18 protein-coding genes and 1 pseudogene are annotated in these 14,843 nt (G+C 65.0%); 9 read left to right on the top strand and 10 right to left on the bottom strand.

All coding sequences use genetic code 11. The features are described 5' to 3' along the window. Nucleotides 1–78: 78 nt before the first annotated feature. Genes A7Q26_RS21265 through A7Q26_RS21280 form a run of 4 tightly spaced genes read left to right on the top strand, consistent with a single transcriptional unit; the run spans nucleotide 79 to nucleotide 3,189 of the window. Nucleotides 79–561, top strand: a complete 483-nt coding sequence (locus A7Q26_RS21265) for a winged helix-turn-helix transcriptional regulator (RefSeq protein ID WP_066864161.1) — start codon at nucleotides 79–81, stop codon at nucleotides 559–561. Nucleotides 562–603: 42 nt separating this feature from the next. Further along, nucleotides 604–1,710 carry a sensor histidine kinase gene (locus A7Q26_RS21270; protein ID WP_066864164.1) on the top strand — a complete coding sequence of 369 codons (1,107 nt, stop codon included), beginning with the start codon at nucleotides 604–606 and terminating at the stop codon, nucleotides 1,708–1,710. Then, nucleotides 1,707–2,507: a LytR/AlgR family response regulator transcription factor gene (locus A7Q26_RS21275; RefSeq protein ID WP_066864166.1), complete on the top strand. Its 801-nt coding sequence runs from the start codon at nucleotides 1,707–1,709 to the stop codon at nucleotides 2,505–2,507. The genes A7Q26_RS21270 and A7Q26_RS21275 overlap by 4 nt, the downstream gene beginning before the upstream one ends. Nucleotides 2,508–2,532: 25 nt before the next feature. Further along, complete coding sequence (locus A7Q26_RS21280; RefSeq protein WP_066864169.1) at nucleotides 2,533–3,189, top strand: glutathione S-transferase family protein; 657 nt, start codon at nucleotides 2,533–2,535, stop codon at nucleotides 3,187–3,189. A gap of 99 nt (nucleotides 3,190–3,288) precedes the next feature. Here the strand turns inward: A7Q26_RS21280 and A7Q26_RS21285 are convergent, their stop codons facing one another. Next, a complete protein-coding gene (locus A7Q26_RS21285) occupies nucleotides 3,289–4,563 on the bottom strand; it encodes a dipeptidase (protein WP_066864172.1) in 1,275 nt (424 codons plus the stop codon). A 32-nt stretch (nucleotides 4,564–4,595) separates the two neighbouring features. Further along, a complete protein-coding gene (locus A7Q26_RS21290; protein ID WP_066864175.1) occupies nucleotides 4,596–4,943 on the bottom strand; it encodes a hypothetical protein in 348 nt (115 codons plus the stop codon). Between the two features lie 86 nt (nucleotides 4,944–5,029). Between A7Q26_RS21290 and aat the strand changes: the two genes are divergently transcribed. After that, nucleotides 5,030–5,782 carry a leucyl/phenylalanyl-tRNA--protein transferase gene (gene aat / locus A7Q26_RS21295; RefSeq protein ID WP_066864178.1) on the top strand — a complete coding sequence of 251 codons (753 nt, stop codon included), beginning with the start codon at nucleotides 5,030–5,032 and terminating at the stop codon, nucleotides 5,780–5,782. A 35-nt stretch (nucleotides 5,783–5,817) separates the two neighbouring features. On the opposite strand, the pseudogene A7Q26_RS26265 reads toward aat, so the two are convergent. The 5 genes and pseudogenes from A7Q26_RS26265 to A7Q26_RS21320 all read right to left on the bottom strand — a co-directional run. Further along, nucleotides 5,818–6,237, bottom strand: a pseudogene (locus A7Q26_RS26265) (DUF2155 domain-containing protein); the annotation flags it as partial. After that, on the bottom strand, nucleotides 6,234–6,632 hold the full coding sequence (locus A7Q26_RS21305; protein ID WP_066864184.1) for an NADH:ubiquinone oxidoreductase subunit NDUFA12: 399 nt from the start codon (nucleotides 6,630–6,632) through the stop codon (nucleotides 6,234–6,236). The gene A7Q26_RS21305 and the pseudogene A7Q26_RS26265, both read right to left, overlap by 4 nt. 50 nt (nucleotides 6,633–6,682) lie before the next feature. Beyond that, entirely contained in the window at nucleotides 6,683–7,213 is a 531-nt protein-coding gene (locus tag A7Q26_RS21310; protein ID WP_066865231.1) for a DUF192 domain-containing protein, read from the bottom strand. Between the two features lie 75 nt (nucleotides 7,214–7,288). Next, nucleotides 7,289–8,020 (bottom strand): metallophosphoesterase family protein, encoded by a 732-nt coding sequence (locus A7Q26_RS21315; RefSeq protein WP_066864188.1) that lies wholly within the window; start codon nucleotides 8,018–8,020, stop codon nucleotides 7,289–7,291. Beyond that, nucleotides 8,004–8,777 (bottom strand): hypothetical protein, encoded by a 774-nt coding sequence (locus A7Q26_RS21320; RefSeq protein WP_066864191.1) that lies wholly within the window; start codon nucleotides 8,775–8,777, stop codon nucleotides 8,004–8,006. Before A7Q26_RS21320 ends, A7Q26_RS21315 begins: the two co-directional genes overlap by 17 nt. A 229-nt stretch (nucleotides 8,778–9,006) precedes the next feature. Between A7Q26_RS21320 and A7Q26_RS21325 the strand changes: the two genes are divergently transcribed. Both A7Q26_RS21325 and A7Q26_RS21330 read left to right on the top strand, forming a co-directional pair. Next, nucleotides 9,007–11,055 (top strand): carbon starvation CstA family protein, encoded by a 2,049-nt coding sequence (locus A7Q26_RS21325; protein WP_066864194.1) that lies wholly within the window; start codon nucleotides 9,007–9,009, stop codon nucleotides 11,053–11,055. Further along, on the top strand, nucleotides 11,052–11,249 hold the full coding sequence (locus tag A7Q26_RS21330; protein ID WP_066864198.1) for a YbdD/YjiX family protein: 198 nt from the start codon (nucleotides 11,052–11,054) through the stop codon (nucleotides 11,247–11,249). Before A7Q26_RS21325 ends, A7Q26_RS21330 begins: the two co-directional genes overlap by 4 nt. 229 nt (nucleotides 11,250–11,478) lie before the next feature. On the opposite strand, the gene A7Q26_RS21335 is transcribed toward A7Q26_RS21330, so the two are convergent. Both A7Q26_RS21335 and A7Q26_RS21340 read right to left on the bottom strand, forming a co-directional pair. Beyond that, nucleotides 11,479–12,396, bottom strand: coding sequence for an XdhC family protein (locus tag A7Q26_RS21335; RefSeq protein WP_066865233.1), 918 nt, complete (start codon nucleotides 12,394–12,396; stop codon nucleotides 11,479–11,481). 74 nt (nucleotides 12,397–12,470) lie between these two features. Further along, nucleotides 12,471–13,139 carry a S24 family peptidase gene (locus tag A7Q26_RS21340; RefSeq protein WP_066864200.1) on the bottom strand — a complete coding sequence of 223 codons (669 nt, stop codon included), beginning with the start codon at nucleotides 13,137–13,139 and terminating at the stop codon, nucleotides 12,471–12,473. Nucleotides 13,140–13,255: 116 nt separating this feature from the next. On the opposite strand from A7Q26_RS21340, the gene A7Q26_RS21345 reads away from it, so the two are divergent. Next, the gene (locus A7Q26_RS21345; protein ID WP_066864203.1) at nucleotides 13,256–13,444 is read left to right on the top strand and encodes a hypothetical protein; all 189 of its coding nucleotides are present in this window, start codon (nucleotides 13,256–13,258) and stop codon (nucleotides 13,442–13,444) included. Beyond that, a complete protein-coding gene (locus A7Q26_RS21350; RefSeq protein WP_066864206.1) occupies nucleotides 13,441–13,812 on the top strand; it encodes a hypothetical protein in 372 nt (123 codons plus the stop codon). Before A7Q26_RS21345 ends, A7Q26_RS21350 begins: the two co-directional genes overlap by 4 nt. Before the next feature lie 7 nt (nucleotides 13,813–13,819). On the opposite strand, the gene A7Q26_RS21355 is transcribed toward A7Q26_RS21350, so the two are convergent. Beyond that, a complete protein-coding gene (locus A7Q26_RS21355) occupies nucleotides 13,820–14,803 on the bottom strand; it encodes a hypothetical protein (RefSeq protein ID WP_066865236.1) in 984 nt (327 codons plus the stop codon). Nucleotides 14,804–14,843 lie beyond the last annotated feature (40 nt).

The following is a 14,843-nucleotide window of genomic DNA, read 5'->3' on the forward strand; positions in this document are numbered from 1 at the left end:
GCAACAAAAAAATCCCATGTTGCAGCAATTAGGCGGCGATTTTGCAACATTCCCAGCTTTACGCTATGCGTGACCACCATGAAACATAATCTGGCCCAGGATCTGGAACAATGCGCGCTTCCAAGCGCGCTGGAGATGATGGGTGAACGCTGGTCGTTCCTGATCTTGCGCGGCGCCCTGTCAGGCATCCGCCATTTCGAGGAGTTCCAGTCGACCCTCGGCATTGCCCGCAACATCCTTGCCAACCGGCTAGCGCGACTGGTGGAAAACGGCATCATGCTGCGCCAGCCGATGCAGTGCGACCGGCGCAAGGTCGAATATCGGCTGACCGAAAAGGGGCAGGATCTGGCGCCGGCCATGATCGCGCTGCGCCAATGGGGCGAGAAATGGGGCTGCGGCACCCCGGCCTGCCAGGTGCTGGCGGACAAGCGGGACGGCCAGCCGATCCGCCTGATCGGCATCCAGGCGCATGACGGACGCACCCTCGACCTGTCCGATCTGGTCTGGCTGTGCCGGGACGAGGTGACGCCGATGGCGGAAGAACCCGCAGCGGCGGCCTGACGCGGCTTCACCCCGGCGCGGAAAGTCTCTAGGCTGGGGGAGATGTCTGCTCCCCGTATCCAGCCTCAGCCCTTTTTCGCTGACAAGAACCGCGCCTTCTGGAACCTGCAATCGCTGGGATGGGCGGGCGCGTTCCTGCTGCGCGGCTCCTCCACAGTCGCTAATGGGCAGCCATTGTCCAGTCTGGTGCCGGTGATGATTTCGACCGTCACCGGCTATTCGGTGACGCTGCTGATCGCGGTCGTCTTCCGCTTCCTGCTCAAGCAGCGGCCGATCGTCACCTGGGGTGTGTCGATTCTGACCGTGGTGCTGGCGGCGGGCCTGGTCGCATTCATCGACTCCTGGGTCTTTTCCACCCAGAACCGGGGCAGCGAGACGGCGGGCCTGCAACTCTTCCTGGGCGCCTTTTACCTGTCTATGACGCTGGTGGGCGCCTGGTCAGCGCTCTATTATGCGATCAACTTCTACCTGACGGTCGAGGAACAGGCGGACCAGCTGCTGCGGCTGGAAAACCAGGCCGCCAACGCCCAGCTGGCAATGCTGCGCTACCAGCTCAACCCGCATTTCCTGTTCAACACGCTCAACAGCATATCGACGCTGGTCCTGCTCAAGCAGACCGACCGGGCGAATGCGATGCTGTCGCGCCTGTCCTCCTTCCTGCGCTATACCCTGATCAACGAGCCGACGGCCCAGGTGACGATCGAACAGGAGGTGGAGACGCTGAAACTCTATCTGGAGATCGAGAAGATGCGGTTCGAGGATCGACTCCGCCCGGTCTTTTCCATCGATCCGATGGTGGCCCATGCGCGACTGCCGTCGCTGCTGTTGCAACCGCTGGTCGAAAATGCGATCAAATATGCGGTGACCCCCAAGGAAGAAGGGGCCGAGATTTCGGTGGCGGCGCAGCCCGCCGGTGAAAATGTCCGGATCGTCGTATCGGACACCGGACCGGGATTGAACGACGGCGCCATGAAACCGCACATTCCCATGAGCGAAGGAACGGGCGTCGGCCTGCCGAACATCCGGGACCGGTTAATTCAGGCCTTCGGGGAACGACAGAGCTTCGAAACGCGTTCCACGCCAGGCGGATTTTCGGTCATCATCGAAATTCCGCTGAACATGGAAGAAACATCGAAAGTGGCCGCATGACCATCAGAACAATCCTCGTCGATGACGAAAGCCTGGCCATTCAAGGTCTCCAGCTGCGTCTGCAAGCGCATGAGGATGTCGAAATCATTGAAACCTGCACCAATGGCCGCGAAGCCATCCGTGCCATCAAGACGCATAAACCCGACCTTGTGTTCCTCGACATTCAAATGCCCGGTTTCGATGGCTTTTCCGTCGTCCAGGGTATGATGGAGGTGGAGCCGCCGCTGTTCATCTTCGTGACTGCCTATAGCGACCATGCGATCCGCGCGTTCGAGGCGCAGGCCGTGGACTATCTTATGAAACCGGTGGAGGAAGGCCGCCTCGCCGACGCGCTCGACCGGGTGCGGCAGCGCCTGAGCGAAAAGCGTCAGGTGCAGGAAGCCGAGAAGCTGCGCGAAGTGCTGGCCGAAGTCGCTCCGCAGGCGATGAGCGATTTCGCGGCGGACGACGATGCCCCGGCGTCCAATCGGTTCGAAAAGCTCATCAACATCAAGGATCGCGGCCAGATTTTCCGCGTCGACGTGGATTCGATCGAGCGGATCGATGCGGCCGGCGACTATATGTGCATCTACACCGCCGACAATTCGTTGATCCTGCGCGAGACGATGAAGGATCTGGAAAAGCGGCTCGATCCGCGCAATTTCCAGCGGGTCCACCGCTCCACCATCGTCAATCTCAGCCAGGTGCGTCAGGTGAAGCCGCACACCAATGGCGAATGTTTCCTGGTGCTGGAATCGGGCGCCCAGGTAAAGGTCAGCCGATCCTATCGCGACGTGGTGGCACGCTTCGTCCACTGATCGCCTGCAGGGGAGGAGGATGGCGATGCTGCAATTGTTCGGCCACCCCTTCTCCTCCTACTGCCAAAAGGCACTGATCGCCTTTTACGAGAATGATATTCCCTTCACCTTCCGGATGCTCGACCCCGACCACCCGGACAATGGCGCGCGACTGTCCGAACTCTGGTCGATCGGCAAATTCCCGGTGCTGGAGGATGACGGGAACGCGGTGTTCGAGGCGAGCATCATCGTCGAGCATCTCCATCTCCATCATCCCGGGCCGGTGCGGCTGATCCCGGATGATCCTGCCGCGGCGCTGGAGGTGCGGCTGCTCGACCGTGTCTTCGACAATCATGTGGCGACGCCGCAGCAGAAGCTGGTGTTGGATGCCTTGCGTCCCGAAGGCCAGAAAGACCCGGCGGGCGTCGCCGATGCGCGGGCTGCGCTGGACCAGGCCTATGCCTGGCTCGACGCGCATATGGCGGGGCGGGAATGGGCTGCGGGTGACATGTTCAGCCTGGCCGACTGCGCCGCCGCGCCGCATCTTTTCTACGCCCACTGGTCGCATCCCGTTCCGGAGACCATGCGCCATGTCCGCGCTTATCTGAGGCGGCTGCTGGAGCGGCCATCCTTCGCCCGCGCGGTGGAGGAAGCGCGACCGTGGCGACCCTATTTTCCGTTGGGCGGGATGCCGGAGACCTAGCTCGAGCGGTCAGGCGAAGTTGGACGAGGGAGCTTTGCGATAGCCGGGCGCATTTTCGCGCGCTTGCACCCCCTCAGCCCTTTTTGCCAACCTGCCCCCTTATTCTTTGGCCACCGCCAGCACCGCATGGCCCTGCGGCTCGCCCTTCATGCTTGCCGCGACCTTTTCAGCTGCCGCCATGACACGCAGCACATTCTCCCCGGCCAGCTTGGCGATGTCGCCGTCGCTCCAGCCGCGGCGCATCAACTCGGCGAACAGGGCGGGATAGGTTTCGACGCCGCTCAGCCCCTGGGGCAGCGCGCCCACCCCGTCGAAGTCGCTGCCGATCCCGACATGGTCGATGCCGGCTTGTCTGGCGATATGCTCGACATGATCGGCAACCTGGCCGATGGTCGTCACCGGCTCCGGGTTCGCCCTTTCCCAGTCGGCCAGCGCCCTCGCCGCCGCGTCCGGGTCGCCGATATGCAGGCCGCCGAAAGGCGGGGCGTTGTTGCGGGTGATTTCGGCGCTGCGGTCCGATCCCCAGACGCGGCGCGCTTCGGACACATATTGGGCCGCGAAATTGACCATCACCACGCCGCCATTGACCGCGACCTGCTTGAGCACCCTGTCCGACACGTTGCGCGACGTGTTGCAGAGCGCGCGGGCATTGGAATGGGAGAAGATCACGGGCGCCTTCGTCACGCGCAGCGCGTCGAGCATCGTCGCTTCGCTGACATGGCTGAGGTCGACCAGCATCCCCAGCCGGTTCAGTTCATGCACCACCGCCTCGCCGAAGGGGGTGAGACCATCATGCTGCGGATTGTCGGTCGCGCTGTCGGCCCATGCGATGGTGCGGCTGTGGGTCAGCGTCAGATAGGAAGCGCCCAATTCCCGATAGGCGCGCAGCACCGCCAGGCTGCCGTCGATCTGGCCACCGCCCTCGACCCCGATCAGCGATCCGATCCGCCCTGCCCTGTGCGCGGCGCGCATGTCGGCGGCGGTGCGGGCCAACCGGAAATGCTGCGGATAGCGGGCGACGAGGCTGTGGACCATGCCGATCTGGTCGAGCGTGTCCTTCACCTGCTGCACCTGCGGCAGATCCGCCGACACCCATACCGACCAGAATTGCCCCCCGACGCCGCCGGCGCGCAGGCGGGTGATGTCGGTATGATATTGCTTCGGGTCGAGCCGGGTCAGGTCCATCGTCCAGCGGGCGTCCTTCGCCTTCTCCGCCAGCGCCTCCGGCCAGTCATTATGGCCATCGATCAGCGGCGTGGCCTTCAGCAGCTTGTCGATCCGCGCGGCATAGGGACCGGCGACCGGAGCGTTAGCAGCGTGCACGGAGGGAATGGCGAGGAGGAGCGGCAGCAGCGCCAAGCATATGTTTTTCATGGAAGACGACGCTAGGCACGCGCCAGCCCGTGTCAATCGCCCGCGCGCATTGGCAGCACATAGGCGCCATGTCCGTCCGGCGGGATCAGGTCGCTGTCGCGCACCGTCAACTGCAGCGTCTCGAAACCCGGCTCCGGCACGTCCTTCGTTTTCTCGGCCTTCAGCAGGACAATGCCGTCCTTCTCGCTCCAGCGCCCTTCGGCGAACAGGTCGAGCGCGCCGATCACCAAATACCATTGAAATCGGCCATCGGGTCGCAGCAGCAGTTCCGACCCCGTCTCCATCACGCCGCGCAGATAATAATGGCCGCTGCGGTCGGATCGGGCAAGGACGGGAACCGCAAGGCTGGCCAGCAGCAGGAAAATCAGCACAAGGCGCATGGGGCATCATAAGCCGCGCGGGACAGCGCCGAAAGCGGTCGTAAGGGGCTGGTCCTTCCGTCCGGGTCTGCTAATCCTGATGGAGCATGATGATCGACCCGCTGATCCTGTTGCAGGCCTATTCCATCGGCGTCTTCCCCATGTCGGACGATCGCGACGCGCGCGAGGTCTACTGGGTCGAGCCAAAATATCGCGCCATATTGCCACTGGAGGGCTTTCACCTCTCCCACTCGCTGGCCAAAGTGATTCGCCGCGAACGGTTCCGCGTCACCGCGAACCGCGCCTTCGGCGAGATATTGGCGCTTTGCGCGCAGGCCGCGGCGGATCGCCCCTCCACCTGGATCAACCATGAGATAGAGCGCGCATATCGCGATCTCCATGCGCGCGGCTTCGCCCATTCGGTCGAGGTCTGGGAGGGCGAGGAACTGGTTGGCGGGCTCTATGGCGTGGCGCTCGGCCAGGCGTTTTTCGGCGAATCCATGGTGTCGCGCCGCACCGACGCGTCAAAGGTCGCGCTGGCCTGGCTGGTGGCGCGACTGCGCTTTGCCGGCTTCACCCTGCTCGACTGCCAGTTCATGACCGATCATCTGCGCTCCATGGGCGCGATCGAGATCAGCCAGCGCGATTATCTTCAGTTATTGGGCGCGGCGGTCGCGGGCGTACCGCTGGGCGTAGGCGCGGACCCGCTGTCGGCCGGTTCGGGGCTGGCGGCCGAACTGGCGTTCGCCCCGCTCGCAGGAGAGGCGGCGGACACCGGCTCGCCCTTGCCGCCCAGCTTGACCGTGTCAGGGCCGGTTTCCGGCCATTCCATCGCACAGCTCCTGACCCAGACGTCATAGACCGGGTGCTGCACGACATTGCGGTCGGGCCGGTCGCGGAACAGCCAGCCGGAAAAGGCGCGACGCCATTTATTGTCGGCGCTGGATCGCACGTCGAGCTGGACGAAGGCGCCGGTTTCCTGGACATTTTCCCAGGGCGCGCTGGTTTCGCAAGCCTGGAGGCGGACGATCGCATCGCCGACACGCAGTGCTTCGCCCGGCTTCATCGTCAAATCGCGGGTCAGCCCGTTGCGCTTGTTGAGCAGGCCGATGACGGCGCTGCGTTGCGCCATCGGCGTACCGGGCAACACGCCATTGTCGGCCGTGCGGATCGGGCTGCCTTCGACCTTGACCGGCCCCGACTGGTTGGCGGCGGGCAGATCATTGTCGCCACAGGCAGCCAGCACCAGGGCGCAGGACAGCAGGGGAAGGCCATGCAGGATCGGCGGGAACGCCCCCGCCGGACGCCGGGTCATGCCGCGTCGGGGCTCCACGCCTCATAGTCGCCGGTCGCCTTCTGGCGCTGGCCGCCCTTTTCGAGCGCGCCCGACGGGCGATAGGCGTTGGCGGTGCCGGTCGCGTTGGGGGTATATTCCCGTTCCCAGATACGCGGCGGCGGCAGGAAGCTTTCGGGCGCGCCCTCGATCGAATGATGCAGCCAGCCATGCCACTCGGCCGGCACGCGGCTCGCGTCATTGGCGCCGTTGTAGATCACCCAGCGGCGGGTCAGGCCATTGGGGTCGGTGCCGCCTTCATAATAGACATTGCCCTGATGGTCTTCGCCCACCTTGGTGCCCTTGCGGGTCGTGAAGAGCCAGGTGCCGAAGGTGGCGCCATTCCACCAGGTGAAGATGTTAGCCAGGATTCCCATGGGCCATGCGCTTAGCCGCTGCGCCCCGCCTCGGCAAGGTGGATATGGCGCTATCGCGCCGGGGCGGGACAGAAATTGAGGTCGGTCGTGAGCTTTTCCCCCGGCACCGCGCAGCCGCCCCAGGCGACCCGGTCGCCTTCGCCGATGCCCAGTTCCGCCGCGCGCCCGCCGCGCAGTTCGAGCACCGCCGCCACCGGCACGCCGGCGGACACGGGTATGCGCGAATAAGGTTCGGCTTCGGCCTTGAGCAAGGCGATGGTGCCGTCGGTGCGGACGAAGAGCATGTCGAGCGGGATCAGTGTGTCCTTCATCCAGAAGCTGGCCGTGCGCGGCGGCTCCATGGGAAAGAGCATCCCGCCGTCATCCGGCAGCTCTTTGCGGAACATCAGCCCCTTTTCCTGTTCCTGGGGCGTGCGCGCGACCTCCACGGCGAAGCGACGGGCGCCACCAGCGGTGCGGATGACGACCGGGACGAGCGCGTTCCTATTCTCCTGCGCGGATGCGGCGGTATCGGCGGCGCGCGGGGGGCTGGAACAGGCGGCAGGAAGAGCGAGGGCGAGCAAGGCGGCAAAGCGGGTCATCGCGCCGGCCTTAAACCATAACCGGCTCGGCCGGAACAGCGGACGGCGCGCAGGATCAAGAGCGGCCGGGCGCACCTATACCGCGATCAGCGCATAGGGGCGGCCGAACTGTTCCGACACCACAAACTGCGCGCAATTATAGACCGGGACGCCGCGCCGCGTCTTGCCCTCGAAAGCGCCGCGATGGGCATGGCCATGGACAGCGAAGCGTACATTGTCGAACCGGTCGATCGCGTCGGCCAGGCGCGAGGAGCCGAGGAAGGGGAAGATTTCGGGCGGCTCGCCCATCACGGTGTCCGCAATCGGGGCATAATGGAGCACCGCCACCACCCGGTCGGTGCGCAGGCTGCGCAGCGCATTTTCCAGTTTGCGCGCTTCGTTGATCGATTCCTCGACGAACCCCTTGATCGCCCTTTCACCGAAGGCACCCAGTTCGCCCCGGCCAAAGCCGCCGACAAAGCCCTTCACCCCGGCAAAGCCGACACCCCGTATCTCCACCGCCTGCTCGTCCAGCAGGGTGACGCCCGCGCCATGAAGGATGCGCGCCACTTCCTCCGGCTGGCCGCATTCATGATCATGATTCCCCAGCACCGCGACCGTGGGGATAGTGCAGGCGTGCAGATCTTCGGCCAGTATCTCCGCCTCCCGCGTCTTGCCGAAATTGGTAAGATCGCCGCACAAGGCCAGCACGTCGGCCTTTTCCGAAATCTCGGCGAACATGTCCCGATATTTATGCTCCGACGTGTCGGTCACATGCAGGTCGCCGATCGCGGCTATGGTCAGGCCGCCCTCACTTGTTGCGGTCATGGCTTTCCTCCAGTCCTTTCCCGACGACATCGGCGAAGCCCCATTCGGTGATGTCGACCAGATAGTCGCGCGGGGACAGGAGCCGTCCCCGGCAGACGCGGATGTTGGGCACGGGCAGTTCCGCCCGTGTCTGCAACCGGCCCAGCAATTCCTCGAACAGCCAGAGCGGAATGCAGTGGCGCTCGGTCGGATAGATGAAGCGGAAATTGAGCAGGTGGATCAGCAGCAATTCCCAATGCAGTTCCATCGCGTCGAGTAGTCGCTGCCAGTCGATCGCCTCATGCTGCTTCAGGATCATGTGGGCGACGTCCGCTCCGTCATAGCGGTAGCGATCCTGGATGAAGAGCTTGGAGAGGATGAATTCGGTCGGCGGCGTGATGCGGACGCGGGTGCCGTAAACCTCGGCATAGGAAATGTCGCGAAACCACTCCTCCGTCACCGGCAGGCTCGCCGAGGAGATATTGTAGATGACGTCGAAGAAATTGCCGTCCTTCCAGACCTTGCCGATCCAGCGTTCGTCCTCGAACTCCACTTCATGGCCCAGATGCTTGAAATGGGCGAGGATGCGCGGCGCGTCCCCCGCTTTGCAGAAGACGTCCAGATCCTTGGTCGGCCGCACGATCCCGGTGTGGCATCCCAGCGCATAGGTGCCCGACAGCATGAAGGGTATGCCCGACGCGACCAGCTCCGCCAGGCTTTCGGTGTAGAATTGCCTTGCTTCGGGCGGGGGATCGAAGGCGGCGGGATCACAGGTCATGGGCTGGCTTCCTCAGGGGGAAGAAGGGGAACGGGCGGCCGCCGCTTCCGTTCCGGATGCTTCCCGGCCCTTCCGCCCTCGCCTCCCGACCGCGCACATGGACAGTGGGCGGAGGATGGAAGAGCCGCGACGCAATGATCTGCCCCACCGCCGCGGGAATGATGGTTTGATTTCGGAACCTTGGGTTCTAGGGTGCGCCATCGCCGCTGATCGAGGACCGACGCCAACCATGACCCGCCATCTTCCCTGGCTCCTGACAGCCATCATCGGCGCAATCGCGCTCTGGGTCGTCGCGGTGTCGCGCGGCGAGGCCGTCAATGCGCTCTGGATCGTGGTGGCGGCGGTCAGCTGCTTCCTGGTCGCCTATCGCTATTATGCGCTGTTCATCGCGCGCCATGTGATGCGGCTCGATCCGTCGCGGCCCACACCCGCGATCCGCCGCGCCGACGGCCTCGACTATGTTGCGACCGACCGCACCGTGCTGTTCGGCCATCATTTCGCGGCGATCGCCGGCGCGGGGCCGCTTGTCGGCCCGGTGCTGGCGGCCCAGATGGGCTATCTGCCCGGCACGCTGTGGATCATCGTCGGCGTCGTGCTGGCGGGCGCGGTGCAGGACTTCATGGTCCTCTTCATCTCCATGCGTCGCGACGGCAAGTCGCTGGGCGAACTGATCCGCATGGAAATGGGGCAGCTTGCAGGCACCATCGCCCTGTTCGGCGCCTTCATGATCATGGTCATCATCCTCGCCGTGCTGGCGCTGATCGTGGTCAAGGCGCTTGCCGAAAGCCCATGGGGCATGTTCACGGTCGCCGCCACCGTGCCGCTCGCCATGCTGATGGGCGCCTATACCCGCTGGATCAGGCCCGGCCGCATCGGCGAAGTGTCGATCCTGGGCCTGATCGGCCTGCTCGCCGCCATCGTCTATGGCCAGGCTATTGCCGCCTCGCCCGTCTGGGGTCCGGCTTTCACCTTCACGCCCGTCCAACTCTGCTGGATATTGATCGGCTATGGCGCGGTCGCCTCCGTCCTGCCGGTCTGGCTGCTTCTGGCGCCGCGCGACTATCTGTCGACCTTCCTCAAGATCGGCGCGATCGCGGCGCTGGCCGTCGGCATCGTCATCATGGCCCCGCCTCTGAAGATGCCGGCGCTGACCCAGTTCGTCGGCGGCGACGGCCCGGTCTGGGCCGGCGGCCTCTTCCCCTTCCTGTTCATCACCATCGCCTGTGGCGCGGTGTCGGGCTTCCACGCTCTGATTTCCAGCGGCACCACGCCCAAGCTGATCGCCAGCGAGACCCATGCGCCGATGATCGGCTATGGCGCGATGCTGATGGAGGCGTTCGTGGCGATCATGGCCCTGGTGGGCGCGTCGATCCTGGACCCCGGCATCTATTTCACGATGAACAGCCCCGCCGCGCTGATCGGGACGGACGCCGCCAGCGCGTCCGCCGCCGTCACCGCAATGGGCTTCCCGATCACGCCTAACCTCATCGCCCAGACGGCGAAGGATGTGGGCGAACAGAGTATCATCAGCCGTGCGGGCGGCGCGCCGACGCTGGCGGTGGCGATGGCGGAGATATTCTCCCATGTCGTCGGCGGCCCGGCCATGAAGGCCTTCTGGTATCATTTCGCGATATTGTTCGAGGCCTTGTTCATCCTGACCGCCGTGGACGCCGGCACCCGCGCCGGGCGCTTCATGCTCCAGGACCTGATCGCGCTCGCCGTCCCCGCGTTCAAGGACACGAAAAGCCACGTCCCCGGCATCATCGCCACGGGCCTGTGCGTTTCGGCCTGGGGCTTCTTCCTCAACCAGGGCGTCACCGATCCGCTGGGCGGGGTGAACACGCTCTGGCCGGTGTTCGGCATTTCCAACCAGATGCTCGCCGCCATCGCGCTGATGCTGGGGACCGCCGTGCTCTTCCGCATGAAACGGGACAAGTTCGCCTGGGTCACCATGTTGCCGACCGCCTGGCTGCTGATCTGCACCCTGTCCGCGGGCTGGCTCAAGCTCTTCTCGGCCGATCCCAAGGTCGGATTCCTGGCCCATGCCGCCAAGTTCAGCGCTGCGGCTCAGTCCGGCGAACTGCTCAGCCCGGCAAAGTCGATGGCGGAGATGGAGCGCATCATCTTCAACGACAGGGTCGATGCGGCGCTGGTCGCGCTATTCCTGGCGGTGGTGCTCTCGATCCTCCTCTTCACGATCCGGACCTGCCTGGCCGCGCGCCGGATCGCTGCTCCCACCGCGCGCGAAATCCCGGCGCAACTGGTGCCGGCGGAATGACGCGCCTGCTCCACAGATTTTTCCGGACATGGACGCACACCGCGCGGCTGATGGTCGGGCTGCCCGACTATGACGCCTATCGGCGCCACATGGCCGATCTACATCCCGAACAACCCGTCATGGACCGCACCCAATTTTTTCGGGACCGGCAGGAAGCACGTTATGGCGGCAAAAATGGCGGGCGATGCTGTTAGAAAGCATTGTTAATCAATAGGATAATGACATTTTCTGGCAAGGCGCGCCGCAATGTTTCGCAATATTACAAATGTAAAATCCCATCTTGCGACAGGAAATTTCACAAATACGTCATCCGAGCTATTGATCCTGCCAGTCGCTTTGCTAACGCCCCTCCGTCCTTTGTGCCCGACAGCGTAAGGGATATGTCCCCTGCCCATCCCTTGCGGCAGGGGACATTCTTGCATTTCAGCGCTTCACGTTGAACCCGGCGACCATGCCCGCGGTGATCGACAGCGCAATCTCCGCCGCACCGACCGCGCCGATATCCAGCCCCGCCGGCCCGTCAATCCGTGCCAGATCCTCCGCTGAAAACCCCATGGCGCCCAGCCGCTCCAGCCTCGCGGCATGGCTGCGTCGGGACCCGAGCGCCGCGACATAGCCTGTCGGCGCGCGCAGCGCCGCGACAAGCGCCGGATCATCGATCTTGATGTCATGACTCAGCGTGACGATGGCGGTCGATTCGCCGGGCAGGCGCGCGGCGACCGCCTCGTCGGGCCAGCGGTCGTCCAGTTCGACGCCAGGAAACCGCTCCTCCGTCAGGAAGCGGCCGCGCGGATCGATCACCACCGGCGTCACGCCGATCGCCTGCGCCAGCGGCACCAGCGACTGCGCGATCTGCACCGCGCCCACGATCAGCAGACGACGCGGCGGATCGTAGCGGTTGACGAACCGGCCCTCCTCCATTCCCTCGCGGGTCACGCCGCTTTCGAGATCGGTGGCGAGCGCCAACGCCCGCCCCCGCGCGTTTTCGGTCCTGATGCGGTCGAACAGATCGGCAGCGAAGCCGCCTTCCCCGACTGGCTGGATCAGCACCGCAATCTCGCCGCCGCACGGCAACCCGACCTCCCAGGCATCGCCGTCAGCCACGCCGTAAATCTGCATATGGGCCGGCCGGCCGGCGATCACTTCGGCCGCACGCTGCAATACGTCCGTTTCGACGCAACCGCCTGAAATACTGCCTTCCAGCCGGCCATCCTGATGGACCAGCATATGGCTGCCCCTGGGACGCGGCGCCGATCCCCAGGTGGAAATGACGGTCGCCAGCGCCATCGGCGCGCCGCGCCATTCGATCGCCTTGCGAATCACCGCGCCATTGTCGGTCAATGCGAACACTCCTGCACCGGTCATCCTGTTACAGCGGTCAACGCCCGCTTGACGGCAATGAAGCCGCGGCGCGTTCAGTGCAAGCGTCGCCCGGTCCAGACCACGCGCCCGACAATATCGACCAGGGCCGGGTCGATATCGGCCCAGTCGGGATAATGCGGATTGTCGCTGACGACGCTGAAGCGCCCCCGCAGCGGCCCGATAGCGATGCGCTTGACCATCAACACGCCGTCGAGACGCAGCACATAGACGCCGTCGCGCAGCCGTTCCGCGGCGTCATCATGATCGACCATGATGTCATCGCCGTCGCTCAGCGTGGGCGCCATCGATTCGCCATCGACCCGGATGATCGACACATGCTGCGGCCGCACGCCAAGATGGCGAAGCCAGCGCGCATCGAACGCCATCACGCCCGCAGCCCGTTCATCCTCGTCCAATGTGCCCACGCCCGCCGATGCCCCCAGCGCCAGCCGGGGCACGGCGACCACGGAGGGAAGCGCGCGCACGCGCGGTGGCGGCGGCGCCTCCACCGCTGCGGCGCCCAGCATCGCTTCGGCCACGCCGAAATAGCGCGCCAGCACCCGCCGATCATTCTCGTCCAGCTTGCGCGGTGTGCCGCGCTTGATGAACTGCTGGATATAGGCCGGGTTGCGGCCGATCAGCCGCGAGAGATCGGCATAATTTTCCCCCCGTTCGGCGATCAGCCGATCAAGCGCGATCCGGGCGTCCTGCGAGTCATCCATATCCGATCCATTATCGATAAGATTTTTCCTAGACAAGTAGGAAATTGAGCATGAGATAGGAATATACCTATCGACTCATATCCGTCGAGTCGCATCGAACAGGGAGACCAGAGCGAATGCTTCTGCTGATGACGATCGAGAAATTCCTGCACCGGCACGACATGCCACCCACCCGATTCGGCCGCGAATGCGCGCGCGATCCGCGGCTTGTCTTCGACCTGCGCAACGGCCGCGAACCTGGCACACGGGTACAGAGGAGGATAGAACATTTCATGAACACTTATCGCAGGAGCATCGGCCAATGACAAGCGTCGATCCGCTTTTCGCCCGCGCCAACCTTGTCCGTTCTCAAGCAATAGGAAATCGCACGGCCGATCCCCTGCCCCGCCTCCTGGCGCAGCTGCTGGCGCGGGCAGGCGCGCCGGCCGTCATCGAACGCGCCACCAGCCGGCCCTGGGCCAGCGCCTTGTTCGAGGGGCGCCGCCATGTCGTCAGGCTGACGTTGGGCGGGGACGATGCGGCCGCACGCGGCGCCCTGTTCGCCCAGGGATTGGCGGAAGCCGAGTGGACACTGCCCCATCATTTCGTCGCCGACATCGTCATCGACGATCAGGGGGAGCATGTGGACGGCGTCTGGATCGAGATGTCGGCACTGACGATTCGCGACTGGTAGATGCGCGTCAGCGCTGGCGGGCCACCGCCATGCTGCGCAGCGCGCCGAGTGCCGCGCGAAGCGCCTCGTCCGCGTCGGGTGCGACCGAATCGCGCACCGGCACGGGCGGGACGACGGGCATGTCGGCAAGCACCTGGGCCGCGCCGGTTGGCAGGCCGCGACGACGCAGGGCCAGGCCGCGCTCCAGCCGCTCGGTAAGCTGGGCTATGGACAGCCCATGAGTCGGCAGGGGCAGAGGTGCGAGCGATGCCGTCGCCGCCATTTGGACCGGCGCTGCCATCATGTCCCGGTCGATCGCTTCTGCATCGCCGGACATCGCATCGGCCCATTGCTCATCGGATGCAGGGATGACCGACGCAGTTTCATCATCCCCGACCGGCTCTGGTGCTTCCTTCGCCGTTTCCACGAGCGAGGCGGCCGGGCGCAGGAAGGCGGGCTGGGGCATGGCATCCTCCGCCAGCGGCTCAGGCGCGCGCGGCATGGTGAAGCCGGGGACGGATCTTACCGATTCGGGTTCGGATTCAGGATGAGCGACCAGGGGACGCCGCCCCGCGCCCTGTCGCGCGAAAATTTCGACCCCTTCGAAATCCCGGCTCGCGAAGATGGGCGGGCGCGACGGCGCATCCGGGTGCGCGTCGGCCCGACGCAGCGAGGGCGCATCGGACCGGGCTTCCGGCATGGCGCGGCCTCGCGCAAGAGCGGTCAGCTTTGAAAAGGCGAAACCCATTTTGCTTGCTCCCTGGATGCGCGACCCGCGCTCCTCATCGTCCAATCCGCCATCCGCTTCTTGCGGATCGCGCCGAGTAATACCCACTATTCCTGCCGCCAGCAGCGCGGCGAAGCCGGCCATCGACAACCGGGCCGTCAGTCCCAGCGGCGGCGCGGCGGCGGCCAGAACCTCGCTCAGGCCACTCGACGCCACGACCGTTTCGAGCAACCCGACCGGCGTCGCCAGCAGGGCGATCGCGGCGCCTGCGGCGGCCAGCACCACCCTTGTCGCTCCGCGTCCGATTCCCGGGCCAGTCAACGCA

It is taken from the genome of Sphingobium sp. TCM1, from assembly GCF_001650725.1.
In the GTDB taxonomy this organism is placed as follows: Bacteria; Pseudomonadota; Alphaproteobacteria; order Sphingomonadales; family Sphingomonadaceae; genus Sphingobium.

Coding starts and splice junctions, on each gene's coding strand:
- A7Q26_RS21330 (WP_066864198.1), top strand. CDS start 11,052: ATGACGCGCCTGCTCCACAGATTTTTCCGGACATGGACGCACACCGCG.
- A7Q26_RS21290 (WP_066864175.1), bottom strand. CDS start 4,943: ATGCGCCTTGTGCTGATTTTCCTGCTGCTGGCCAGCCTTGCGGTTCCC.
- A7Q26_RS21270 (WP_066864164.1), top strand. CDS start 604: ATGTCTGCTCCCCGTATCCAGCCTCAGCCCTTTTTCGCTGACAAGAAC.
- A7Q26_RS21310 (WP_066865231.1), bottom strand. CDS start 7,213: ATGACCCGCTTTGCCGCCTTGCTCGCCCTCGCTCTTCCTGCCGCCTGT.
- aat (WP_066864178.1), top strand. CDS start 5,030: ATGATGATCGACCCGCTGATCCTGTTGCAGGCCTATTCCATCGGCGTC.
- A7Q26_RS21275 (WP_066864166.1), top strand. CDS start 1,707: ATGACCATCAGAACAATCCTCGTCGATGACGAAAGCCTGGCCATTCAA.
- A7Q26_RS21315 (WP_066864188.1), bottom strand. CDS start 8,020: ATGACCGCAACAAGTGAGGGCGGCCTGACCATAGCCGCGATCGGCGAC.
- A7Q26_RS21320 (WP_066864191.1), bottom strand. CDS start 8,777: ATGACCTGTGATCCCGCCGCCTTCGATCCCCCGCCCGAAGCAAGGCAA.
- A7Q26_RS21345 (WP_066864203.1), top strand. CDS start 13,256: ATGCTTCTGCTGATGACGATCGAGAAATTCCTGCACCGGCACGACATG.
- A7Q26_RS21325 (WP_066864194.1), top strand. CDS start 9,007: ATGACCCGCCATCTTCCCTGGCTCCTGACAGCCATCATCGGCGCAATC.
- A7Q26_RS21265 (WP_066864161.1), top strand. CDS start 79: ATGAAACATAATCTGGCCCAGGATCTGGAACAATGCGCGCTTCCAAGC.
- A7Q26_RS21340 (WP_066864200.1), bottom strand. CDS start 13,139: ATGGATGACTCGCAGGACGCCCGGATCGCGCTTGATCGGCTGATCGCC.
- A7Q26_RS21350 (WP_066864206.1), top strand. CDS start 13,441: ATGACAAGCGTCGATCCGCTTTTCGCCCGCGCCAACCTTGTCCGTTCT.
- A7Q26_RS21280 (WP_066864169.1), top strand. CDS start 2,533: ATGCTGCAATTGTTCGGCCACCCCTTCTCCTCCTACTGCCAAAAGGCA.
- A7Q26_RS21285 (WP_066864172.1), bottom strand. CDS start 4,563: ATGAAAAACATATGCTTGGCGCTGCTGCCGCTCCTCCTCGCCATTCCC.
- A7Q26_RS21305 (WP_066864184.1), bottom strand. CDS start 6,632: ATGGGAATCCTGGCTAACATCTTCACCTGGTGGAATGGCGCCACCTTC.